This is a genomic window from Flavobacterium succinicans LMG 10402, from assembly GCF_000611675.1.
In the GTDB taxonomy this organism is placed as follows: Bacteria; Bacteroidota; Bacteroidia; order Flavobacteriales; family Flavobacteriaceae; genus Flavobacterium; species Flavobacterium succinicans.
Window position 1 is genome coordinate 47,185 of record NZ_JATV01000003.1, and the last position, 23,387, is coordinate 70,571.

General features: G+C 36.2%; 20 protein-coding genes and 1 riboswitch. Of the genes, 12 read left to right on the top strand and 8 right to left on the bottom strand.

The annotated features are described in order from the left end of the window. Window positions 1-16 precede the first annotated feature (16 nt). From AO58_RS0103265 to AO58_RS0103285, 5 genes are all read right to left on the bottom strand, one after another. Entirely contained in the window at window positions 17-511 is a 495-nt protein-coding gene (locus AO58_RS0103265; RefSeq protein ID WP_024980329.1) for a thioredoxin family protein, read from the bottom strand. A 52-nt stretch (window positions 512-563) separates the two neighbouring features. After that, window positions 564-2,075 carry a peptide MFS transporter gene (locus AO58_RS0103270; protein WP_024980330.1) on the bottom strand — a complete coding sequence of 504 codons (1,512 nt, stop codon included), beginning with the start codon at window positions 2,073-2,075 and terminating at the stop codon, window positions 564-566. A 19-nt stretch (window positions 2,076-2,094) separates the two neighbouring features. Continuing rightward, the gene (locus tag AO58_RS0103275; protein ID WP_024980331.1) at window positions 2,095-3,747 is read right to left on the bottom strand and encodes a peptide MFS transporter; all 1,653 of its coding nucleotides are present in this window, start codon (window positions 3,745-3,747) and stop codon (window positions 2,095-2,097) included. 271 nt (window positions 3,748-4,018) lie between these two features. Next, window positions 4,019-5,695, bottom strand: a complete 1,677-nt coding sequence (locus AO58_RS0103280; protein ID WP_024980332.1) for a peptide MFS transporter — start codon at window positions 5,693-5,695, stop codon at window positions 4,019-4,021. A 33-nt stretch (window positions 5,696-5,728) separates the two neighbouring features. Then, complete coding sequence (locus AO58_RS0103285; protein ID WP_024980333.1) at window positions 5,729-7,900, bottom strand: S9 family peptidase; 2,172 nt, start codon at window positions 7,898-7,900, stop codon at window positions 5,729-5,731. Window positions 7,901-8,141: 241 nt separating this feature from the next. Here AO58_RS0103285 and AO58_RS0103290 point away from each other — a divergent pair, with 241 nt between their 5' ends. Together AO58_RS0103290 and AO58_RS0103295 are read left to right on the top strand one after the other, a co-directional pair. After that, a complete protein-coding gene (locus AO58_RS0103290) occupies window positions 8,142-9,464 on the top strand; it encodes a hydroxymethylglutaryl-CoA reductase, degradative (protein ID WP_024980334.1) in 1,323 nt (440 codons plus the stop codon). Window positions 9,465-9,468: 4 nt separating this feature from the next. After that, window positions 9,469-10,383, top strand: coding sequence for a GYDIA family GHMP kinase (locus tag AO58_RS0103295; protein WP_024980335.1), 915 nt, complete (start codon window positions 9,469-9,471; stop codon window positions 10,381-10,383). 87 nt (window positions 10,384-10,470) lie between these two features. Here the strand turns inward: AO58_RS0103295 and AO58_RS0103300 are convergent, their stop codons facing one another. Both AO58_RS0103300 and metK read right to left on the bottom strand, forming a co-directional pair. Continuing rightward, window positions 10,471-10,905 carry a DUF2541 family protein gene (locus AO58_RS0103300; RefSeq protein WP_024980336.1) on the bottom strand — a complete coding sequence of 145 codons (435 nt, stop codon included), beginning with the start codon at window positions 10,903-10,905 and terminating at the stop codon, window positions 10,471-10,473. 263 nt (window positions 10,906-11,168) lie between these two features. Next, the gene (gene metK, locus AO58_RS0103305) at window positions 11,169-12,419 is read right to left on the bottom strand and encodes a methionine adenosyltransferase (RefSeq protein ID WP_024980337.1); all 1,251 of its coding nucleotides are present in this window, start codon (window positions 12,417-12,419) and stop codon (window positions 11,169-11,171) included. Window positions 12,420-13,144: 725 nt separating this feature from the next. Here metK and AO58_RS0103310 point away from each other — a divergent pair. From AO58_RS0103310 to AO58_RS0103340, 7 genes are all read left to right on the top strand, one after another. Next, the gene (locus AO58_RS0103310; protein WP_024980338.1) at window positions 13,145-14,425 is read left to right on the top strand and encodes an O-acetylhomoserine aminocarboxypropyltransferase/cysteine synthase family protein; all 1,281 of its coding nucleotides are present in this window, start codon (window positions 13,145-13,147) and stop codon (window positions 14,423-14,425) included. 30 nt (window positions 14,426-14,455) lie between these two features. Next, window positions 14,456-14,665 (top strand): hypothetical protein, encoded by a 210-nt coding sequence (locus tag AO58_RS0103315; protein WP_024980339.1) that lies wholly within the window; start codon window positions 14,456-14,458, stop codon window positions 14,663-14,665. 132 nt (window positions 14,666-14,797) lie between these two features. Next, window positions 14,798-14,902, top strand: a riboswitch (SAM riboswitch). A 77-nt stretch (window positions 14,903-14,979) separates the two neighbouring features. Beyond that, the gene (locus AO58_RS16905; protein ID WP_139225523.1) at window positions 14,980-15,945 is read left to right on the top strand and encodes an alpha/beta fold hydrolase; all 966 of its coding nucleotides are present in this window, start codon (window positions 14,980-14,982) and stop codon (window positions 15,943-15,945) included. Between the two features lie 227 nt (window positions 15,946-16,172). Then, entirely contained in the window at window positions 16,173-18,584 is a 2,412-nt protein-coding gene (gene thrA, locus AO58_RS0103325) for a bifunctional aspartate kinase/homoserine dehydrogenase I (protein ID WP_024980340.1), read from the top strand. A 100-nt stretch (window positions 18,585-18,684) separates the two neighbouring features. Then, window positions 18,685-19,110 carry an OsmC family protein gene (locus AO58_RS0103330; RefSeq protein ID WP_024980341.1) on the top strand — a complete coding sequence of 142 codons (426 nt, stop codon included), beginning with the start codon at window positions 18,685-18,687 and terminating at the stop codon, window positions 19,108-19,110. Window positions 19,111-19,234: 124 nt separating this feature from the next. After that, entirely contained in the window at window positions 19,235-20,407 is a 1,173-nt protein-coding gene (locus AO58_RS0103335; protein WP_024980342.1) for a trans-sulfuration enzyme family protein, read from the top strand. A 152-nt stretch (window positions 20,408-20,559) separates the two neighbouring features. Then, a complete protein-coding gene (locus tag AO58_RS0103340) occupies window positions 20,560-20,970 on the top strand; it encodes an RrF2 family transcriptional regulator (protein ID WP_024980343.1) in 411 nt (136 codons plus the stop codon). Between the two features lie 56 nt (window positions 20,971-21,026). Here AO58_RS0103340 and AO58_RS0103345 read toward each other — a convergent pair whose 3' ends face one another. Further along, complete coding sequence (locus AO58_RS0103345; RefSeq protein ID WP_024980344.1) at window positions 21,027-21,809, bottom strand: sulfite exporter TauE/SafE family protein; 783 nt, start codon at window positions 21,807-21,809, stop codon at window positions 21,027-21,029. Between the two features lie 172 nt (window positions 21,810-21,981). Between AO58_RS0103345 and AO58_RS0103350 the strand changes: the two genes are divergently transcribed. The 3 genes from AO58_RS0103350 to AO58_RS0103365 all read left to right on the top strand — a co-directional run bounded on the left by AO58_RS0103350 (window position 21,982) and on the right by AO58_RS0103365 (window position 23,375). Then, window positions 21,982-22,635: a 4'-phosphopantetheinyl transferase family protein gene (locus AO58_RS0103350; RefSeq protein WP_024980345.1), complete on the top strand. Its 654-nt coding sequence runs from the start codon at window positions 21,982-21,984 to the stop codon at window positions 22,633-22,635. A gap of 78 nt (window positions 22,636-22,713) precedes the next feature. Beyond that, on the top strand, window positions 22,714-22,881 hold the full coding sequence (locus AO58_RS17935) for a hypothetical protein (RefSeq protein ID WP_155959406.1): 168 nt from the start codon (window positions 22,714-22,716) through the stop codon (window positions 22,879-22,881). Next, window positions 22,878-23,375 carry a DUF6169 family protein gene (locus tag AO58_RS0103365; protein ID WP_024980346.1) on the top strand — a complete coding sequence of 166 codons (498 nt, stop codon included), beginning with the start codon at window positions 22,878-22,880 and terminating at the stop codon, window positions 23,373-23,375. The genes AO58_RS17935 and AO58_RS0103365 overlap by 4 nt, the downstream gene beginning before the upstream one ends. Window positions 23,376-23,387 lie beyond the last annotated feature (12 nt).

A 23,387-nucleotide genomic window follows, 5' to 3' on the forward strand; every position in this document is an offset into this window, starting at 1 on the left:
CTAGAATGGTATGTACTTACGCTTTTTTCTTTCCTAAGAAACCATTGGCTACAGCTAACCATGCCGAAGGACCTCCTGCAACATAGCCAGTACTACCAAGACCCTCAAAATTTGTTTTACCGTTTTTTGTGGTCGCTTTTGCAAAGTGAAGGGTTGGATAACCTTGTATGCCAAACGCTTGTTCTAATTCCGCGTTTTGTTTTTTGATTTCCGCGGTTTGGTACTGTTTTCTTGGATAATCTAATTCAACTAATACAACATTTTCTTTAGCCCAAGTAGTAAATTCAGGTGTTTTTAAGACCTCTTTTTGTAAACGAATACACCATCCACACCAATCACTTCCTGTAAAGAAAAGTAACAAGGGTTTATTTTTTTTGTGGCTCTCTGTAATGGCTTCTTTCATATCAGTGTGCCATTTTAATTCATTTGATTGATTTTTATTGCCTTTACTTTGTGAGTGACCTTCTAAGGTGCAAAAAGTAACCAATAAAATGAGAATTATTTTTTTCATAGTGATTTAGTTTTGTACAAATGTAAAAATATTTTTGAGGTGTAAATGTCGGCTATTTTACTTCTTGCATTAATTTTCTAACCAAGGGCGAGAGCAAAATTAATAAAACACCAGCAATTAAGGCATAAATGGCCAATTGCAAATAGCCATTAGCATACACATTCAGTTTATCAATATTTGATGCGTTTTCAGAAGCTTCGGCAATATTTGCGCCTAAAATTCCAGCGAAGTACTGTCCATAAGCACTGGCCAAAAACCACATACCCATAATGACTGCTTGTGTTTTGGCCGGAGATAATTTGGTCATAGCAGACATACCAATGGGTGATAAACATAATTCACCCAACGTAATCACAAACCATCCAAAAGTAAAAATCCCTAAAGAAGTTCTTCCAAAACCATCTGCAAAAAACTTGGTGTAATAAAACACCCAGAACCCTCCAGCTAAGAACAAAAAGGCGAGTCCAAATTTCACCACTGTATTGGGTTCAATTTTTCTTTTGTTGAGCCATAGCCAAACAAGTCCTACTAAGGCGGCAAAGCCAATTACGAAGAAAGAATTGGCAGAGTTGTTCACGCCATTTGGACTTAATACAACACCTCCGATAGTGTTGTTCAAATTATTCACGGCAAACAAGCTCAGTGAACCACCACTTTGTTCGAAAAAAGCCCAAAAGAAGACTGAGAAAAGAATGAAAATCAAAGCAGCCCATAATTTCTTGTTTTCGGCTACTGAGAAATTTTTCATTTCGTAAAACAAATACATTATCGAGGCAGGGCCAATGAAAATCATAAAATAATCGGTATAGGTCGTATTGGCGACCATCACAATAATCAAAGGGATGATAAGTAATGAGCCAGCATACGTTATCCATTCTAATTTTTTTCTTTTGGCAACAAGTATTTCTTTTAAAGGTGAAAGTCCGATAGGGCCTAAACTTTTTTGGGTTTGGGTAAAAGTCAATAAACTAATAATCATTACGATGGCTGCAAAACCAAAACCTACGTTCCAACGCAAGTGTTCTGGAACAATAGCTTGCCACATAGATCCTTCGGCCACGGCGATACAAATATATCCACCAATTAAGGCGCCTAAATTTACGCCCATGTAAAAAAACGAGAATCCTGCATCACGTCGTGGATCATTTTCGGGGTATAATTGCCCTACCATTGAAGAAATATTAGGCTTAAAAAAACCGGTACCTACTATGGTAAAACCTAGGCCAGTAAAGAAAAAATTCTTCGGATCTAGTGCCAAAATAACACTGCCAATTATCATTAGAATCCCGCCCCAAAAGAGTGATTTTCGAAGGCCTAAAATTTTATCAGCAAACAATCCGCCGATAAAAGTAAAGGCATATACCCAAGCTTGCGTAGCACCATATTGTAAATTGGCCACACGTTCATTCATTCCTAAATGGCCAACCATAAAGACGACCAACATGCCTCGCATACCATAGAAACAAAAGCGCTCCCACATTTCGCTGAAGAATAAATACCACAATTGTTTCGGGTATTTTCCTTTAAAATTTTGTATTTCTTCTAACGTTATATTCGATTTCATGTAATTCTTTTCCGTATTATTAATTTATTCCTTTCTCTTTCATTACCGCATTAAGACGCTTTAAGATTAGTAATCCCAAAGCTGTAGCAAAAAGTAATAATAAAGCATTTACAAGGAAAAAATTAGCCTTGTTTTCATAATCATACCACATACTTGCCAATACTCCCGAGAGTTTGTTTCCAATTGAAATTGATAAAAAGAAACCACCCATCATTAAGGCCGTAAGGCGAGGTGGGCTTAATTTTGAAACGATAGAAAGTCCCATAGGAGACAAACATAATTCGCCTATTGTAATTACTCCATAGGTACCAACCAACCACCAAGGCGACACTTTAACCGCTCCGTTGCTGCCAAAATAGACGGCCAAAGCCATTACCAAACACGACAAAGAGGAAATAAATAATCCCAATACAATTTTGGATGGTGTACTTGGTTCTCTGCCTTTTCTTCGCATGAAGGCAAAAAAGCCAACGACAAATGGCGTCAAAATTATAATCCAACCCGGATTAATAGATTGAAATAATTCGGTATTGATTAACGAAACTTTCGCGTCAGGCTGTGCGTCTAAACTAGCTTTTTGAGCCTCAGAGATGTTCGAAAAGTATACTTCCTTACCTTGTACTTTTACTGGATTGTTATTGGCGTCTTTTACAGCTTGAAATTGTGCATCGTATTGCTGCACTTCTTTCGTAGCATAATCTTTTTCTTCAACCAAATAAATTGCTGATAAGGCCTTTTCAGTGGATCCTGTAACTTGTCTATCGGTATAATAATTGGCCCAACGCGTTAGTGCCGTTCCGTTTTGTTTGAACACAGCCCAAAACAACATACCCACTGCAAAAATAGCCAGTAAGGCGCCCAAAGGACGTTTGTCTTCTTTGTTGGCTTTCGCATACAAACTAATATAAAAAATGATCACAGGCACACATGCAAAAATAAACGCATCGGTCGAATCGCTCTTGAAAATAGTACCAGGAATCATCCAACCAATAGCACCACAAATAATAGCAGGTAAGAAAACCACTCCTAATATACGGCTTAATGAAATATCGCCTTCCTGGACAGGTTTCATTACATTGGCACTTTCGAGATGTTTGCGACCAAACGAAAAGATGATTAATCCCAGCAACATTCCTACACCAGCAGTAAAAAAGGCCGCGCCCCAACCGTATTGATTGCGCATAAAAGCAGCAATAATATTACAGATGAATGCCCCCAAATTGATCCCCATATAGAAAATGTTGTATCCAGCATCCTTGTTGGCTTTGTATTCTTCAGTCGAATATAAATTCCCAACCAAAGTCGAAATACTAGGTTTGAAAAATCCGTTACCAATAATAATCAAAGCCATCGAAATGTAAAAAATCGTCACATCATGAAAGCCAAGGCCAATATATCCAATGGCCATCAAAAAACCACCCAAATAAATCGCTTTGAAATAACCCAAAAAGCGGTCGGCTAAATAGCCTCCCAAAAACGGTGTCAAATAGGTTAAGGCAATATAAGTACCAAAAATATCATCTGCATTTTTGTCCGAAAAAGCCAAACCTCCAGTCGAGGCAGGATCGATCATATAAAGTACAAAAATTCCGATAATTAGATAGTACCCAAAACGTTCCCACATTTCGGTAAAAAACAAAAAGGCTAATCCTTTGGGGTGTTTATTATTCATAACAAAATCATTAAAATTCAATATCAAAAATACATTTGTGTTTCCTCAAAACCATTGTAAATTCCTCTTTTTAGAAGCAGTAGTATATGGTTTTAAAGAAAATACCGTCCCGGTCTTCGCTATATCTTTGTCTAAAAAAAGCAAAGGATGCCGCTGCGATTGGGGCTAATGTTAAACCATTTTTTTTAGAACACCAATAGCTACTGAGGCTCATATATATTAAAAACACCTACTTAGTCTCTAAGCAGGTGTTTTTAATGGGTAACAATACTTAACGAATACCGTGCATCATCTTTTTCAAAAATGGAGTCAAGGCAAATAGAATCAAGGAAGCGATTCCAGTTAAAACCACAAATACCATAAAGAATTCGAAAAGGTTATGAATTTCAAAACCTGCAAAAACAGGATTATTTGGACTGATTTGATTAGTGTCTAATAACTGTAATTGTTCTGCTGTTGGTACTACTTTTTTGTCCAAAACAGCTTGCAAATCGATACCTAATTCTTTTGCTTTATTAAATTTGTCTCCTGTAGCTGGCAAGATAGAACCTAGTGTTCCAGCCAAAGCATAACCTGCAGCATTCGATAAAAAGAATACCCCGTACAGTAATGAAGAGAAACGTTTTGGAGATAATTTTCCAACCAATGATAATCCAATTGGTGATAAACACAACTCAGCACAAGTTTGAATCAAGTACAATAAAATCAACCAATAGATGGCTAATAAACCATTGTTACCTAAATCTTTTACATTGTGAGCAATAATAAAATAACTGATAGCGATTAATCCTAAACCAAAAGCTTGTTTCATTGGAGAAATAGGTTCTCTTCCTTTTTCTCTTAATTTATCCCAAAGTAAACTAAACGGAACGGCAAACATCACCACAAATAATCCATTAAAAATTTGAACCATCGAAGGAGGCATATTCCAACCAAAAAAGTTCCTGTCGGTTTGGTTATCAGCAATAAAAGTTAAGGAAGAACCGGCTTGTTCAAAAGCAGCCCAGAAGAAAATCACGAAAAAGGCAACAATATAAATAACCAAAATACGATCACGTTCCACCTTGGTCAAAGAAGTATCTGAGATGATTAGACCAGCCAAAGCCAATCCACTAGCATAAATGATAGAATAAATAATATTTTGACCTAAATAAAAATGGAAAGCCAATCCTAAACCTACAAATCCTAGGATAGCTAAAAGTAGCGCTTTTGATGAGAATACAGCAACTTGAGATTCTCCTTCTTCAAAATCGCCTGCTTCATTTTTAGAAGGTAAGCCTCCAATAGGTCTTCCTTCTGGTGTCACTACATATTTATCTTTCAAGAAATAAAATACGGCTGTACCTAAAATCATCGCAATCGAAGCGGCTAAAAATCCCCATTTGAACGCATGAATATCTCGCAATCCATCAACATCTTTAACATCACCAATAAGTGGGCAAATCAATTGACCTAAAAAGGCCCCTAAGTTAATTCCCATATAGAAAATAGTAAAAGCGGTATCCAATTTGCTTTTTTCTTGTTTTGGATACAAACTCCCCACCATACTTGAAATGTTTGGCTTAAAGAATCCGTTTCCGAAAATGATAATTCCTAATGCTACCCATAATAAAGTATTAGCCAAAGATCGATTAGGTTCAAATATACTAGCACTAAAAAACAAAAGCAATTGTCCAATGGCCATCATTAAACCGCCTAACATAATACAGTTCCTGTTGCCAAAAAAACGATCCGCAATAAAACCACCCAACATAGGAGTTAAGTAACACAATCCAAGGAAACCACCATAAATTAAGGAAGCATCGGCTTCTTTCATCAATAAGGCATTCACCATAAATAGCGTTAAAATGGCACGCATTCCATAGAAGTTGAATCGTTCCCACATTTCTGTTCCAAACAATACCCAAAGTCCTTTTGGATGTGCTGTTTTTACTTGTGTTTCTGTCATTTTTGTTTTTATATTAAGTTTGTTAGGTTTATGTTATAAATTTTCAAGTATAAAATTAGTCATTTTGTTATACAGTTGAATTCGAGTTGCACCTCCAAAAATGCCGTGATTTTTATCAGGGTAAATTTGCGAATCGAATTGTTTGTTGGCTTGAATCAACGCTTCCATCATTTGCATGGTGTTTTGAACGTGAACATTATCATCTGCTGATCCATGAATTAATAAATATTTCCCTTTTAACTTTTGAACATGATTAATAGGAGAGTTGTTATCATATCCTGTCGGATTTTCTTGTGGGGTTTGCATGTAGCGTTCGGTATAGATACTGTCGTAAAAACGCCAATTGGTTACCGGAGCCACGGCAATCGCCATTTTGAACACATCATTTCCTTTCAAAATACAATTGGAAGCCATGAATCCTCCATACGACCAGCCAAAAATACCAATTCTGGATGGATCTACAAAAGCATACTTGCCAATGGTTTTGGCAGCATCAATTTGATCGATAACTTCGTATTTTCCTAATTCTTTTTGGGTTACTTTTTTAAATTCAGCTCCTTTAAAACCAGTTCCTCTGCCATCCACACAAGCTACGATGTATCCTTTTTGAGTCAAGGATAAAAACCAATAATCATTAGCATCTAACCAATCATTGGCTACTTGTTGTGAGCCTGGTCCTGAATATTGAAACATAAATACTGGGTACTTTTTGTTCGGATCAAAATCTTTGGGTTTAAAAAGCCACATGTTTAGCTCTACACCTTTTTCTGTTTTTAACACCGAAAATTCTTTAGTAGGTAATTGGTAGGCTTTTAATTTATTAGATAATGCTTCGTTATTTTCTATCACTTGTACTAGTTTTCCCGATTTGCTTTCGTTTAAAGAATAAACAGGAGGTTGCGTTGCGCTTGAAAAACTATGGATAAAATATTGAAAATTTGGACTAAAAGTAGCTGAGCTTGTTCCCGTATTTGAGGTTAATCGAACTTTGTTTTTGCCATCTAAACCTATGCGATACACGTCGCGGTTGATTGAGCCATTTTCAACAGATTGGTAAAAAATAGTTTTGGTTTTTTCGTCGAAGCCATAGTAATTAGTTACTTCCCAATTGCCTTTGGTGACTTGGTTTTTTAACTTGCCAGCAGCATCGTAAACATAAATATGATTGAAACCATCTTTTTCGCTGGTCCAGATAAAACTGTTGTCTTTTAGAAAGGTTAGGTTGTCTGTAACATCAATATATGCGTTGTCTTTTTCGTTCAAAACTACTTTAGAAACTCCTGAATTACCATCGATAAACAATAAATCTAAGTTGTTTTGATGACGGTTCAAGACTTGCGCCGATAATACGTTAGCGTCGTTTGTCCACTGTAATCGCGCAATGTAAAAATCAGAGTAAGTGCTTAGGTCAACTTTTTTCTTTGCTTGCGTGTTTACATCATAAAGGTGCAAGGAAACAACGGCATTTTTTTCTCCCGCTTTTGGGTATTTGAAGGTTTGTGTTGTAGGATATAAATTTTTCTCAAAAATGCTCATCGAGAATTCTGGAACTTCCGATTCGTCGAATCGAATAAAGGCTATTTTTTTGCTATCGGCACTCCAATCAAAGGCTTTTACAAAGGCAAATTCTTCCTCGTAAACCCAGTCGGTAATTCCGTTGATGATGCTATTCTTTTTTCCATCTGAAGTAATTGATGTTGTCGTTTTTGAAGCGATGTCGTAAACAAACAAATTATTGTCTTTTGCATAAGCAATTTTTTTTCCGTCTGGTGAAAAAGTAGGCTCTTGCACAGGAAAATCAAATAATCGCACCAGTTGATTGGTTTCGATATTGAATAAAAAACACGTAGCGGTAAAAGAATGGCGGAAAATAGGTGTAGTGCCGTTGGCAATTAGGATTGATTTTTCGTCTTGGCTAAAACTGTAGCTATCAATGCCGTCATTTAGTAGAGGAAAATCTTTGGTGTCTAATAAAGTGCGAACTTTTTGAAGAGAAGCATAGTTGTACAAATCGATTTGCTTGCTTCTGTTTTCTCTGTTGCTATTCAAAACCGTGTATTGGTTTGTGTTTTTCATAGCCTGTAAAGCGTCCATTCCTTTGGCTCTAAACGCCCCTGAATAAATGGATTCTACTGTTATTTTTTGTTGTCCTAAAACGGTGAACACACTAACGAAAAATAAGAGAGACAATAGTTTTAATTTCATAAAATTTCAGAGATTATTTGTGCTAATTACTGTTGTTGGTTTTTACTACAAAACCGACTGTACTTTTGAGTTATATTTAAAACGACGCCAATTTTAATAAAAAAAAAGCAATAAATGGTCATTTGGTGTGTTAAAACTTAGTAATAAATATAAAGTAACTTATTGAATAATGTGTCTTTCTGAACTCTTAAAAAAAAACCAAAACCGTATATTTGCGAAAATTAATTTTAATTGCTTGAAAATGAATAATACTATCGCTGGATTTTCTAAATTGTCTAAGGATGAAAAAATAAACTGGATTGCTAATCATTATTTTGCCACTCCTGACGAAGCGATTGAAACGGTTAAGAAATATTGGAATTCAGACAAAGTGTTGCAGCAATTGCATGATGAATTTATTGAAAACACGATATCTAATTTTTATGTACCTCTTGGGGTTGCGCCAAATTTTTTAATTAATGGAAGGAACTATACCATTCCTATGGCTATTGAAGAAAGTTCTGTAGTGGCAGCTGCTTCAAAATCAGCTAAATTTTGGGCTACTCGCGGTGGTTTTACAACAACAGTTGTTGCTACCGAAAAAATTGGACAAGTACATTTTTTATTTTCGGGAGATGAATCGAAATTGACTTCCTTTTTTACTAACATTAAATCCTCTTTCTTTTCAGATACAGTGACGTTGACCCAAAACATGCGACAACGAGGAGGTGGTATTTTGAATATTGAATTGAGAAACAAAACTGATTTGATTCCAAATTATTATCAATTGCATGTCACTTTTGAAACCAAGGATAGTATGGGAGCTAATTTTATTAATTCCTGCTTGGAACAATTGGCTAAAACCTTGAAGAATCAAGCAAACTCCTATGATTTGTTTTCTACCGAGGAAAAAGAAATCGAAGTGATTATGAGTATACTTTCGAATTTTGTTCCCAATTGTTTAGTGCGAGCTGAAGTGTCTTGCCCGGTTGAAGATTTGAAAGAAAAACATATTGAAAATCCCGAAGTATTTGCGCAACGATTTGTTCAGGCCGTTCGTATTGCTGAAGTGGAGCCGTATCGCGCCGTAACCCACAACAAAGGAATCATGAACGGCATCGATGCTGTGGTGATCGCCACCGGTAATGATTTTAGAGCCGTTGAAGCGGGTGTTCATGCGTATGCCGCCAAAAATGGAGGGTATTCAAGCTTATCACACGCAACCATAGAAAATGGGCATTTTCGATTTTGGTTGGAAATTCCTTTAGCATTGGGCACCGTTGGCGGACTAACCGGTTTGCATCCTTTGGTAAAATTTTGTTTGGAAATGCTTGAAAAACCATCGGCCCAAGAGTTGATGGAAGTTGTAGCAGTAGCAGGTTTGGCACAGAATTTCGCAGCCTTGCGCTCTTTGACTACAACTGGTATCCAAGAAGGACATATGAAAATGCATTTGAATAACATATTGAATCAGTTTCAAGTAACTTCTGATGAGCGTAATAGCATCAAACAACATTTTAAAAATGAAACCATTTCTCATAGTGCAGTAGTTCGTTTTATCGAAGATTTACGAAATAAGCAATAACGTCATGAAGCACTCTTTTTATAGTAACGGGAAATTATTGTTAACAGGCGAATATCTGGTCTTGGATGGCGCCAGCGCTTTGGCTTTGCCTACAAAAATGGGACAAAGTTTACAGCTAATACCACAAGAGAACAAAAGCATACATTGGAAAAGTTTTGATGCTGATGGAAGCCTTTGGTTAGAAGAAAAGTTTGAAATTGCCGATTTTTTAAATTTCAAACCTGATGCTGAGGATTCAGTTAAAAACACCTTGTTGCACATTCTTCATCATGCGACGCTTTTAAAGGGGAAAGATTTTTCGTTTAACTCAGGTTTTCAAATCGAGACGCGACTCACTTTTCCTAGAAAATGGGGTTTAGGAACGTCTTCAACCTTGATTAATAATATAGCACAATGGTTTCAAGTTGATGCTTTTGAATTACTCAAGAATAGTTTTGGCGGTAGTGGTTATGATATTGCTTGTGCTCAAAATGACACGCCTATTTTTTATCGTTTAGAAGAAGGCTTGCCAAGCGTAACACCTATAACATTTGCGCCGAAATTTACTTCTAATTTGTATTTTGTGTATCTCAATCAAAAACAAAGCAGCAAAGAGGCTATTGCGGCTTACTTTAATAAGAAGCATCAAAATCTGAATGATAATATCAAAAAAATAAACCAGTTAACTTTGGCTGTTGCTACAGCTCAAGATCTGCTTTCTTTTTCTCGAGCCTTACAAGTGCATGAAAACGAATTGAGTACTATTTTAGAGATGTTGACGGTTCAAGAAGCTCTTTTTGCTGATTTTGAAGGTGTCATTAAAAGTCTAGGGGCTTGGGGAGGCGATTTTGTTTTAGTTGCTTCAGAAGATAATCCAACGAACTATTTTGTTGAGCGAGGATTTGATACTGTTATTCCATATAAAAAAATGATTTTATAAAAACACACACCCGTTTCTAGTAGTTAGAAACGGGTGTTTTTTAGGAATGCTAAATCAATAGCAGCTGTAATGTTTTCGATAAGAAATTTATCTTCTGGCCCAAACATCTACTTCTGCTCGGCTACCTATTAAGTTTCTAGTTCTGTATTCAAAACGAATTTTGTCTATTCTTCTTTTGAAAGATAGGTTGATAACTCTAGATTCTCCGCCATCTTTAATGTTGTTTCGCAATTCTACATCTTGCTTTTGTCCATTTTCAAAATAGATCGTCATTTTATTAAAGTTGACGGTATTTTTTCTAACCATGACTTTAAGTGCAGAATAACTACTTCTGCTTGATGGTCTAAAATCATCTTTTTCACCTGTTTTTTGTACGGTTTGTGTTCCGATTTTTTCCCATTGGCCGATTTTATTGGATGATCCCCAATTTTTGTTTTTGTCTCTGTTGCCTTGAGCTTCTACGGATGGTGCAAAAAGAGCTAATCCTAATGTGATTACCGCTAGTTTAAAATATTTTTTCATTTTATTGTTTAAGTATTAGACTTCTATTGTTAAATATTTGACAAATGTAATAAAATACCGAAACCCGTGGTTGTTATTAATTTTAAATTAACAATATTAAGTGGTTTTTAATAATTATATCGATTTTTTTTCTTTTTTAAAATTTGATTTAGATTAAAAGTGATTTTGTCTAATTTACAAATAAAGAGGAGATAAAAAAAAGCCTTCTCGTTTTTACTACAACAAGAAGGCTTTTGATTTGATTTTATTGAAATGCTTTGATCTTACAATCCGAAAGCAGCTTTTACTTGGTCTACAAAATCTAATTTTTCCCAAGTAAACAAATCTACAGTAACGGTTTTTGTTAATCCGCCTGGAGCAGAGAACGTTTTGGTTACGGTTTCTGGAGTACGTCCCATATGTCCGTAAGCCGCTGTTTCGCTATAAATAGGGTTTCTTAATTTCAATCGTTGTTCGATGAAGTATGGACGCATATCAAAAATTTCTTCAACTTTCTTAGCGATTTCACCGTTAGTCAAATTCACTTTTGAAGTTCCGTAAGTTTCGATGAAAATCCCCATTGGTTTAGCTACACCAATCGCGTAAGAGACTTGTACTAAAATTTCGTCAGCTACACCAGCAGCTACTAAATTTTTAGCAATATGACGAGTTGCATAAGCCGCACTACGGTCTACTTTACTTGGGTCTTTTCCTGAGAAAGCACCACCACCGTGAGCGCCTTTTCCACCGTAAGTGTCTACAATGATTTTTCTTCCAGTTAAACCAGTATCGCCGTGAGGTCCTCCAATAACGAATTTTCCTGTTGGGTTGATGTGGTATTGGATTTTATCATTGAACAAATGAGCGTGCTCTGGATTTTTAACGATAATTCTAGGAATCAAAATATCAACTATATCTTTTTTGATTTTAGCTAACATAGCAGTTTCTTCATCGAAATCGTCATGTTGTGTAGAGATCACAATCGCATCGATACGAGTTGGTTTGTTATCATCGCTGTATTCTAAAGTTACTTGAGACTTAGCATCAGGACGCAAATAGGTGATTTCATTATTTTCGCGTCTCAATATTGCTAATTCTTGTAGCAATTTGTGCGATAAATCTAGTGCCAATGGCATGTAGTTTTCGGTTTCATTGGTAGCGTAACCAAACATCATTCCTTGGTCACCCGCTCCTTGCTCTTCCTTGCTAGCTCTATCAACTCCTTGATTAATATCAGCTGATTGTTCGTGAATAGCCGAAAGAATACCACAAGAATTGGCTTCAAACATGTATTCGCTTTTAGTGTATCCAATCTTACGAATTACTTCACGAGCAATTTGTTGTACATCTAAGTACGTATTTGATTTTACTTCACCAGCCAAAATTACTTGACCTGTAGTTACTAAAGTTTCACATGCTACTTTGGAGTCTGCATCAAAAGCTAAAAAGTTATCAATTAATGCGTCTGAAATTTGATCAGCAACTTTGTCTGGATGTCCTTCACTTACAGACTCTGACGTAAATAAATAAGCCATAATAATTTGTATTTTAATAAATTAAGCGAGAAAAGTGAGATTGCTTGAAAAAACTAAAGGGGGAGTGTTCCTGCTTTAGCATTTTTTTTATACCGAAATAAGTATCAGTATTCATAATGAATGGTTCATTATGAAGAGGTTGCAATCAGTTCAAATTTTTCCTCTGTATTCGGGCGCAAAGGTATGAAACCATTTTTAATTTCAAATTAATCTTTACTTTTTTTTAAAACTTGTTAGGTTTGTGTTGCTCTGGAGGTCAATTTGTTAGTTTTGCAGTAAACGCTTCTTAAAACTTTGTAAAATGTTTTGCGGTTTGAAAAAAACATTGCACATTTGTGAAAACAAAAAACAAATAAAATGAATTTAGTCTCTTGTAAAATGATGAAAGCCATTCAGGATCATTCCTGCGGGTTGCCTATTGCACGTATTTAAACTCATTCAAAATATAGCAAAAGCCTCCCGCCAAAAACGGGAGGCTTTTTTATTTATACAAAAAAAATAATAATTAAAATTTGAATCTTATGAAACAGATCATCCAACAACAGTCCAAATCTCTAAATGTCAAGTCTATTAAGAATGCCAAGGCAATGGTTATGTGTATGATTGAGATGTGCTGATTCTGAAAGTAAGTTTATAAATAATTTTTTTAAACCCTTTTGGAACTATTTCTAAAAGGGTTTTTTGTTACCAAAACGATTAAAAATACAATTAAAAAAAATTAAAAAATGAGTACTACTAAATTCGCCACCAAGGCACTACATACAGGACACGATACGACTAAGACTGCTGGAACACGTGCGGTTCCTATTTTTCAAACCAGTTCTTATGTTTTTAATAATTCTGAACACGCTTCTAATTTATTCAGTTTGTCAGAAGCGGGGTTTATTTACACTCGATTGAATAACCCAACAAATGATATTTTAGAACAACGTTTAGCAGCGTTGGAAGGAGGTATTGGAGCTGTAGTTACCGCATCGGGTACAGCTGCAATAGCTACAACTTTATTGGTACTCTTAAAAGCTGGGGATCATATTGTAGCTTCCAACAGTTTGTATGGAGGGACATATAATCTTTTGAGTGTGACTTTGCCAAGACTTGGAATTACTACGACTTTCGTTGATCCATCGGAAGCGGTGAATTTTACTAAAGCCGCTACAGAAAATACGAAAGTCTTTTTTGCCGAATCGTTAGGGAATCCAAAATTAGATGTTTTGGATCTAAAAGCTATTGTAGTTGAGGCTCAATCGCTTAAAATTCCTTTCATCGTGGATAACACTGTTCCTTCTCCTTATTTGCTCAATCCGATTGAGTTTGGCGCGAATATTGTAATTCACTCTTTAACGAAATACATTTCTGGAAATGGAACTTCGTTGGGAGGTGTAATTATAGATGCTGGAACTTTTGACTGGAGCAGCGGAAAGTTTCCTGAGTTTACAGAACCTTCTGCAGGCTATCACGGTTTAGTGTATCACGAAGCGTTAGGGAATGCTGCTTTTATCGCCAAAGTTCGTATCGAAGGATTACGAGATTACGGAGCAGCACTGAGTCCGTTCAATGCTTTTCAAATCATTCAAGGCCTAGAAACTTTGCCCATCCGAGTCCAGAAGCACAGCGAAAACGCCTTGGCCTTGGCCCAATGGTTAGAGCAAGAAGATGCCGTTGCTTGGGTCAATTATCCAGGTTTGTCCTCGAGTAAATATTACGATTTGGTAACGCGCTATTTACCTAATGGTCAGAGTGGTATCGTAACTTTCGGACTCAAAGGAGGATTCGAAGCAGCGAAAAAAGTAGCCGATGAAACGAAGCTTTTTTCACTCTTGGCCAACATTGGAGATACGAAGTCGTTAATCATTCATCCAGCGAGTACCACACATCAACAATTGTCCGATGAAGACCAAGTAACAACAGGAGTGACCAAAGATTTGATTCGACTCTCGGTCGGATTAGAAGACATAGAAGATTTAAAAGCCGATTTAAAAGCTGTGTTCGATAGCTTTTCAGATTAAAAAAAGATAAACATATAAAAAACAATCATCATGATAACAAATATAACCTTCCGCACAATAGTTTCTTTCTTTAGTAGAAAAAACATCAAAAACAAAATAGAAAAAGTAGACCAAACCGTACACGAGTTGATTCATCCACGTTTTATCATGGATAAATCAGAAGAAACAGTAAACAAAGATGCCAAAAAATCAATGTTGTTTCATATGTATTCTAACGAAAACGATACGCTTTTCATTTAAAGAATATACCATTCAATAAGCTAACAACAACCAAGTTCACAATTGATTTGTAACTTGGTTGTTGTTTTAAAAATTTGCGTGTTAAAAAAATAAATAGTTACTTTGCAGCTTTAAGTTCACAAACGTATTGAAATGTTATAAAGAAAGGCGGAGGGATTAGACCCAATGAAGCCTTAGCAACCCTTCGGAAATCGAAGAAGGTGCTACATTCTATTCGCCTAGCGAAAAAGATAACGCAACAAAATACCTCTAGTCTCCACTAGTTTTTCTTTCTAATATTCCAAATACAAATCAACAACATCAAAGATTTGAGATTGGAAAATAAACCCAACATACTTACCCTTACTAATTTTACCACCGAAAGTGGTGCTTTTTATGCTACCCTAAACTTAAGTTATCAAGTTTTTGGACCCGCTTTGCATACCGCTCCAATTGTGGTAGTAAATCACGCGTTGACAGGAAACTCACAAGTGATTGGCGCAACAGGCTGGTGGAACGATTTAATTGGACCTGCAAAAACTATCGACACTCAAAAATATACGGTTCTCGCCTTTAATGTTCCAGGCAATGGTTTTGATGGGAGTGTAATTGAATCCTATTTGGATTTTACCGCTCGCGATGTGGCACAGCTTTTTAATTTAGGTTTGCAACAACTCGAGATTAATCGTGTTTATGCCATTGTTGGAGGTTCTGTTGGTGGAGGAATTGCTTGGGAAATGGCTGCTTTATCGCCACAACTCGCTCAGCATTTAATTCCAATTGCAACGGATTGGAAGGCGACCGATTGGTTGATGGCCAATTGCTATTTGCAAGAACAAATTCTTAATCACTCCTCTCGCCCTATTGAAGACGCAAGAATACACGCTATGTTGTGTTACCGCACTCCAGCATCGTTTGAAGCTAAATTCAACCGAACGATTAATAGCGAATTGGGTGTTTTTAATATCGAAAGTTGGTTGGCGCATCACGGAGAGAAATTGCAACAACGGTTTCAATTGGCTTCTTATAAATTGATGAATCAGTTGTTGAAAACCATTGATATCACTCGCGGAAGAGGTTCTTTTGAAAGTGTGGTAGCGCCCATAACGGCAAACATTCATATCATCGGAATCAATACCGACTTGTTTTTTACCCCAACGGAAAATCGAAAAACAAATCTAGAATTGCAACAATTACAGCACCAAGTATCGTATCAGGAAATTGATTCTATTCACGGACACGATGCTTTTTTAATAGAATTCCAACAGTTGAATCGTTTGCTTGCAACGGTTTTTGAATAGTTGAAGAAATGAGATTCCACTAAAAGTTCTTTTGGAATTTTGCGTGAGGGATAGCAGCTGGCTACCAAAGTAGCGCGTATAGCCCGACGCTGTTACAAAAAGGGGCTTTGTAAACGGTGCTATAAATAAGCCCCTTTTTGTAACAGGGTCACGCCCAAATTAAAATGAGGGGAAATATAAAAATGAAGTAAATAAAAGGAGTTGAATGACTCGTAAAATATAATAAAATGAAGATATTAAAATTCGGAGGAAAATCATTGGCCAATGGAGAAGGACTTCAAAAAGTTTTGGCAATCCTTACTGATAAAGTGTTGAAGGGTGAAGAATTTGCCGTTGTAGTTTCGGCAAGAGGGAATGCAACGGATGAGTTGGAAGATTTGTTAGCGATTGCGTCTAAGAATGAAAACTACAAACCTTTGTTCGAGAAATTTAAAGCTTATCAACAAGCGGATTTCTCAACGGTGGATTTGTCGGAGGAATTTACCGTGCTCGAAAAATTGTTCGAAGGAGTAAGTTTGATTGGCGATTATAGCGAAAAAATCAAAGACCAAGTCTTGTCGCAAGGCGAATTGCTATCGGCCAAATTGATTACGGCTATTTTGAAGCAAAAAGGAGTCAATGCCAATTTTGCTGACGCTAGAGCATTGATAAAAACCGATGGAAAATTTGGTGATGCGCAACCTATTGAGCAAATTTCTAAGAAAAATGTGGTGCAGTTTTTTAAACAACACAGCGATAAAGTCAACATAATTACTGGTTTTATTGGTTCAAATAACAAAAACGAGGCGACTACTTTGGGAAGAAACGGAAGTAACTACACGGCATCACTTTTTGCGAATTATTTGAATGCATCCGAATTGCAGAATTTTACGCACGTGGATGGAATTTATACTGCCAATCCAGAATTAGTAGAAGATGCTAAAAAAATTGACTTTTTGTCGTTTAACGAAGCCAATGAGCTAGCCAATTTTGGCGCTACTATTTTGCACGCGAAAACTATTATTCCACTTTTGGAAAAAAATATTCCGCTGCGAATTTTAAATACGTTCAATCACGAAAACAAAGGGACTTTGATTACTTCGAATGCTGGAAAGGAAGGAATTAAAACGCTTTCGGTTTTGGAGAATGTGGCTTTGGTCAATTTAGAAGGTCGAGGTTTGCTTGGAAAAACGGGTGTTGACGCGCGTATTTTTAGAGTGATGGGCGATAATGATATTAGTGTAAGTATTATTTCGCAAGGGTCATCTGAACGTGGTATTGGCTTGGTTGTTGCCGCAGACAAAGCGAGTAAAGCGATGATAGAATTGGAAAAAGAATTCGAAAATGACTTTTATTCCAAAGACGTAAATAAAATTTCTGTTACCGATGAAGTTTCTGTAATCTCGATTATCGGGCAGGATTTGAGTACGTTTCACAAACCTTACACGGCTTTAATCAAAAACAAGATTGTTCCGATTTTGTTCAATAACACTGTGACTGGGAAAAACGTGAGTTTGGTGGTGCATAAATCTGAATTGAACCGAGCGTTGAACGTAATCCACGGGGAAATTTTTGGGGTTTCGAAGAAAATTAATATTGCAATTTTCGGACACGGATTGGTAGGAGGAACGTTGATTAACCAAATTTTGGAATCGGCAGATGCGATTGAAAAACGCAAGGACATCCGATTGAATGTTTTTGCGATAGCCAATTCTAAAAATGTGTTGTTGAATAAAAATGGAGTATCACCGAATTGGAGAAACGAGATTCAAACGCACGGGCATTCCTATACTATTGATGAGGTAATTGCTTATGCCAATGAACATCATTTAGAGAATTTAATTGCCATCGATAATACGGCTAGTGCAACTTTTATTGAAAATTATATTCCATTAATTGAAAGCAGTTTCGACTTGATTTCTTCTAATAAAGTGGCCAATACATTGAGCTATAGTTTTTATAAGAAATTGAGAAAGGTTTTGGATGAAAATCAAAAAAGTTATTTGTACGAAACCAATGTTGGTGCAGGTTTGCCTTTGATTGACACCATCAAATTGTTGCATTTGTCAGGTGAAAATATCACCAAAATTAAAGGGGTATTTTCAGGTACGTTAAGTTATTTGTTCAATAATTTTTCTGCCAAAGATGTTCCGTTTAGCGAAATTTTGAAAGAAGCTATCGACAACGGTTACACGGAACCCGACCCAAGAGAGGATTTATGTGGTAACGACGTAGGTAGAAAACTATTGATTTTAGCCAGAGAGTTGGATTTGCAAAACGAATTTGATGAGATTGCTATTCAGAATCTGATTCCAGAACATTTGCGCGAAGGCGATGTGTCGACTTTCTTGAATAAATTAAAAGAGTTCGACCCTATTTATGCCAAAATAAAAGCGGAACAGCAACCCAACCACGTTCTGCGCTATATTGGGGAACTGTCTGGCGATTTGCAAAACGACAAAGGAAATCTAGAAGTGAAATTAGTTTCCGTACCTTCGGATACCGCTTTGGGAGGTTTGAAAGGTTCGGATTCCTTCTTCGAAATTTACACCGAATCTTATGGCGATCGACCTATTGTGATTCAAGGAGCAGGAGCAGGTTCGGCAGTGACAGCGAGAGGTGTGTTTGGAGATGTTTTGAGGTTGTCGGATAAAGGGTAAAATCAGTCATCAGTAGTCAGTTTTTAGTAATCAGTTTTTTAATAAAATCCGTTGAATTCGCGTTTAAAATCCGCGACATCAGCGTTCAAAAAAGCCAATAATGAAAGTAACATTAAACAGAGTAAACGAAAATTTCCATTTCGAGTTGAAAAATGACAGAGGTCATCTAGTAAATGTAGATGCGCGTCCTGAATTCGGTGGAAATGATATGGGACCGAGTCCAATGGAAATAGTATTGATGGGGGTTGCAGGTTGCAGCGGCATCGATATGATTTCAATTTTGAAAAAACAACGTCAGCAAATCACCTCTTTCAAAGCTGAGGTAGAAGGAGAACGCGTGCAAGTGGGCGAAGCCAAACCATTCAAAGACATCCACGTAGTGTTTTATTTGGAAGGTGAGATTATCCCCGAAAAAGCGGCTCGTGCAGCACAACTTTCTTTTGAGAAATATTGTTCTGTTTCCAAAACATTAGAACCAACCGCAACTATTCATTACAAAGTGGTTTTGAACGGAGAGGAATTATAAATTATTCAAGCAAAAAAAACACAGATTGCACAGATTTACACAGATTTGTCAGTTTGTTTTTAAAATTTAAAACAATAAGAATTTGTGCAAATTCGTGCAATTCGTGTTAAAAACAAAAAAATAAATGAACGAACAAGATTTTGGTTTTGAAACCCAAGCCATTCGCGGTCAGATAGAACGAACACAATATTTAGAACATTCGGTGCCTTTATATTTAACGTCAAGTTTTGTGTTTGAGGATGCCGAAGATATGAGAGCCTCATTTGCAGAAGAAAAAGAGCGCAATGTATACAGCCGCTACAGCAACCCAAACACTATTGAGTTTATTGATAAAATTTGCAAAATGGAAGGCGCTGAAGCTGGTTATGCTTTTGCCTCAGGAATGGCTGCTATCTATTCTACGTTTGCGGCTTTGCTGAAGTCAGGCGATCATATCGTTTCGTCGAGCAGTGTTTTCGGAGCTTCGCATTCTTTGTTTATGAATTATTTCCCAAAGTGGAATATACAAACGACTTATTTCGATATTAATCAACCAGAGACGATTGAGAGTTGTATTCAACCCAACACCAAGATTCTTTATGCCGAATCTCCAACGAACCCAGCTATTGATATCATCGATTTGGAATTATTGGGTGCCATTGCCAAAAAACATAATTTGATTTTGATTATCGATAACTGTTTTGCTACGCCATACATTCAACAACCTATCAAATGGGGAGCGGATTTGGTGATTCATTCGGCTACTAAATTAATTGATGGACAAGGAAGAGTGTTAGGAGGAATTACCGTTGGAAGGTCGGATTTGATTAAAGATATTTATCTTTTTTCTCGTTTGACAGGACCTTCTTTGTCGCCATTTAACGCTTGGGTATTGTCTAAAAGTCTAGAAACTTTGGCGGTTCGTGTTGATAGACATTGTGAAAATGCTTTGAAAGTGGCGGAGTTTTTGGAAAATCATCCTGAAGTCAATAAAGTGAAATATCCTTTCTTGAAATCGCATCCGCAATACGAAATTGCCAAAAAGCAAATGAAATTGGGTGGTAACATCGTGGCCTTCGAAATCAAAGGTGGACTAGAAGCAGGAAGAGCCTTTTTGGATAAAATAAAATTATGTTCGTTATCACCTAATTTGGGAGATACTAGAACTATTGTAACCCATCCAGCTTCTACTACGCATAGTAAATTATCTGTTGATGAGCGTTTGGCGGTTAGCATTACTGATGGTTTGGTACGTGTTTCCGTGGGATTAGAAACCGTAGAAGATGTGATTGCTGATTTAAATCAGGCGTTGTCATAAAAAGTTTTAATTATTGATTCACATACAATAACCCACGGTTGAAACTGTGGGTTTTGTGTTTATATTATTAAAAAGTATACTTTTGTTACATAATAAGGTAAAGATTGCTTTATGTAGAATCAGCAATCGGTAATCGTCAACCCCAATTAATTATGCTTTCAAAAAAAACGAAATACGGAATTAAAGCCCTTACTTTCTTAGCTCGTCGAGAAGATAACACGCCCGTTCAAATTGCCGAAATTGCTAAAGCAGAGCATATTTCTTTGAAGTTTTTGGAAAGTATTTTATTGCTATTACGGCATTCGGGTTTTTTGGGTGCCAAAAAAGGAAAAGGTGGCGGATACTATTTAATTAAAGAACCTAAAGACATTAATATGGCTAAGGTTTATCGCATACTCGAAGGACCTATTGCCTTATTGCCTTGCGCTAGCCATAATTTTTATGAACCCTGCGATGACTGTAATGACGAAGCCACATGTGCCGTCCGAAAACTGATGATGGAAGTCAGAGACAATACTTTGATGATTTTAGAGAACAACACCTTGGCAGACATTGCTTTTTAAAAAAGGAATCTTAATTCTGTCAAGTCTTGCAAACTCCCCCTTCGGGGGTTGGGGGGCTAAAAAATCAATTTATACCCAACAAAAAACAGCATCATTGCTATGGCATTTCTTAGGAATAAATCTGGAACTTTTCCACTGAGCATGCTTCCTATGTAAATTCCTGGTAGAGACCCCATTAATAATTGCACTAATAGTCCATAGTCCATATTGCCCATAGATGCGTGACCAAAGCCAGCCACAAGCGTTAAAGGAACGGCGTGTGCAATTTCGGTACCTACTAATTTTGGGGTAGGTAAAAGTGGATACAAAAAAAACAGCGTTACAGTTCCCAGGGCACCAGCACCAATAGACGTCAATGTCACTGTTGCACCTAGCATCACTCCAATAGCTACAGTTAGAAAATTTTGAGTCTTACTTTCACTATGAAATTTATCTCCTGCGTGTTTTTGAGAAAATACCAATAATTTCTTTTTGAAAATTATCGCAATAGAGGTGATCAATAACGCCCAGCCTAGACTGTATTTGATGATGCTATTCAGTCCCGAAATATCAGCCTTAAAACTTTCTAAAATCCATAAGGTTACAGTAGCAGCAGGTAAACTTCCTAGCGAAAGCCATCCCACAATGGTCCAATTGATATTGCTTTTTTTATTGTGAACAAATATCCCTCCCATTTTGGTAAAAGCTGCATACAATAAATCAGTTCCTACAGCAGTTGTTGGAGGAATACCAAACCAAAGCAATATAGGAGTCATCAATGAACCCCCACCAACACCTGTCATTCCTACTACAAAGCCAACTACTAAACCAGCAATTACAAAACCTATTTGAAAATCCATTAATTTATTTTTTTTTGGCAAATATAAATAAATTTATAATAATCCTATGGATTTAGTAGAATATAATTTGCGGCTATTTAAAACAAGTTTAACTAGTTTTTGTTTTTTTAATTTGACTATTTTTGAGGTCTAAAATTGTTACTTTTCTCCTTTTTCAAAAGAATTTTATTCCATGCCTTTATACAAAACTATAGTGCTTTCCGGAACAACCTCGCTTTATGTTTGGCATATAACTGAGCCTTTTTCAGCATTAGAGGAACAAGTAACTTTAAACCCAATAAGTCTCCAAAGGCTCGATAGAATGAAGTCACAACTGCATCAGCGCGCCTTTTTGAGTGTCCGGAAATTACTTGCCGTGGCAGGTTATACAGATTTTGATTTGTTTTATGATGCTACGGGAAAACCACATTTAAAGGATGCAAAATATATTTCTATCACCCATTCACACGAATTTGCGGCTATTATTGTAAGTGATCAAGCTGTGGGCATTGACATTGAATTGCAACGAGAAAAAATTATTAGAATAGCAGATAAATTTGTGGATACCGAAGAGTTAAGTAGATTAAAAAGCTTTTCTATTGATGATTTTGTTCGAATATTAACCGTTAAATGGGGTGCCAAAGAGGCCATTTTCAAAATATGCAACGAGAAAGGTATTAGTTTTAAAAACCACATCAAAGTCAGTCCATTTGAGTTAGACAAAAAGGAAACTACTGCCATTTTGGATTTCGAAAAAAAGCAGCAATGTTTTACTATTTGCTTTGATGAGTTCGATTCTTTTACTCTAGTTTATGCTTTTGAAAATAATTATATTTGTATAAAATAAAATCAGTTTATTTGGTCTTAAAAACCCAAAAAGAATACGAAATTCCATCTGAACTAAAAAACAACAAAAAACTAACACATGAAAACTCTAGTTAAAAAGACTGTTTTTAAATCTAATGATGAGGTTATTGAATTGATGTTGGAAAGCAAAAAGCAATCTAAAATCGAAAGTCAAGAACGCTATAATACCGAAGAGTTTCAAGAGATTTTGAAAAAGTTACGCCAGTTGAAAAAAGAAAAAAAATGAGTTATCCTTTTTTATTTGATGGTGGAACTAATAATAGTTATTTTTTTGAAACGGAATTGGAAGTTGTTTATGAAATAAAATTTCGTCCTTCAGATTACTTGTTGGGAAATCCAAAGGCGCCTTACGCTCACTTAATTTTTGAATTTATTATTGAAATTGTACATAATCCTCTGGGAAAGAATCCTCCTTTAGACAAATTAGTTTCAACCACGATTTCTGATATTTTAAAAGATTTTTATTTAAAAAAAGAGCAATCTATCTGTATATATATATGCGATTCATCTGATGGAAAACAAGAACTTCGTAGACGAAAATTTGATAATTGGTTTTATACGCATAATCAATTTGGATTGGTCAAAATAGACGAACATATCCGTGATTCTAAAGGAATTTATTACCCTATTTCTTTAATTATTCAAAGAAATAATCCTTATTTTTCAGAAATAATTGATGGATTTAGTCTGCTTGCTTCACTAAGCAATGAAGATAAATAATCGTCATTAATA

Bases quoted from the DNA above. Each gene is read 5' to 3' on its own strand.
- AO58_RS0103265 (WP_024980329.1), bottom strand. From the start codon at position 511: ATGAAAAAAATAATTCTCATTTTATTGGTTACTTTTTGCACCTTAGAA.
- AO58_RS0103270 (WP_024980330.1), bottom strand. From the start codon at position 2,075: ATGAAATCGAATATAACGTTAGAAGAAATACAAAATTTTAAAGGAAAA.
- AO58_RS0103275 (WP_024980331.1), bottom strand. From the start codon at position 3,747: ATGAATAATAAACACCCCAAAGGATTAGCCTTTTTGTTTTTTACCGAA.
- AO58_RS0103280 (WP_024980332.1), bottom strand. From the start codon at position 5,695: ATGACAGAAACACAAGTAAAAACAGCACATCCAAAAGGACTTTGGGTA.
- AO58_RS0103285 (WP_024980333.1), bottom strand. From the start codon at position 7,900: ATGAAATTAAAACTATTGTCTCTCTTATTTTTCGTTAGTGTGTTCACC.
- AO58_RS0103290 (WP_024980334.1), top strand. From the start codon at position 8,142: ATGAATAATACTATCGCTGGATTTTCTAAATTGTCTAAGGATGAAAAA.
- AO58_RS0103295 (WP_024980335.1), top strand. From the start codon at position 9,469: ATGAAGCACTCTTTTTATAGTAACGGGAAATTATTGTTAACAGGCGAA.
- AO58_RS0103300 (WP_024980336.1), bottom strand. From the start codon at position 10,905: ATGAAAAAATATTTTAAACTAGCGGTAATCACATTAGGATTAGCTCTT.
- metK (WP_024980337.1), bottom strand. From the start codon at position 12,419: ATGGCTTATTTATTTACGTCAGAGTCTGTAAGTGAAGGACATCCAGAC.
- AO58_RS0103310 (WP_024980338.1), top strand. From the start codon at position 13,145: ATGAGTACTACTAAATTCGCCACCAAGGCACTACATACAGGACACGAT.
- AO58_RS0103315 (WP_024980339.1), top strand. From the start codon at position 14,456: ATGATAACAAATATAACCTTCCGCACAATAGTTTCTTTCTTTAGTAGA.
- thrA (WP_024980340.1), top strand. From the start codon at position 16,173: ATGAAGATATTAAAATTCGGAGGAAAATCATTGGCCAATGGAGAAGGA.
- AO58_RS0103330 (WP_024980341.1), top strand. From the start codon at position 18,685: ATGAAAGTAACATTAAACAGAGTAAACGAAAATTTCCATTTCGAGTTG.
- AO58_RS0103335 (WP_024980342.1), top strand. From the start codon at position 19,235: ATGAACGAACAAGATTTTGGTTTTGAAACCCAAGCCATTCGCGGTCAG.
- AO58_RS0103340 (WP_024980343.1), top strand. From the start codon at position 20,560: ATGCTTTCAAAAAAAACGAAATACGGAATTAAAGCCCTTACTTTCTTA.
- AO58_RS0103345 (WP_024980344.1), bottom strand. From the start codon at position 21,809: ATGGATTTTCAAATAGGTTTTGTAATTGCTGGTTTAGTAGTTGGCTTT.
- AO58_RS0103350 (WP_024980345.1), top strand. From the start codon at position 21,982: ATGCCTTTATACAAAACTATAGTGCTTTCCGGAACAACCTCGCTTTAT.
- AO58_RS17935 (WP_155959406.1), top strand. From the start codon at position 22,714: ATGAAAACTCTAGTTAAAAAGACTGTTTTTAAATCTAATGATGAGGTT.
- AO58_RS0103365 (WP_024980346.1), top strand. From the start codon at position 22,878: ATGAGTTATCCTTTTTTATTTGATGGTGGAACTAATAATAGTTATTTT.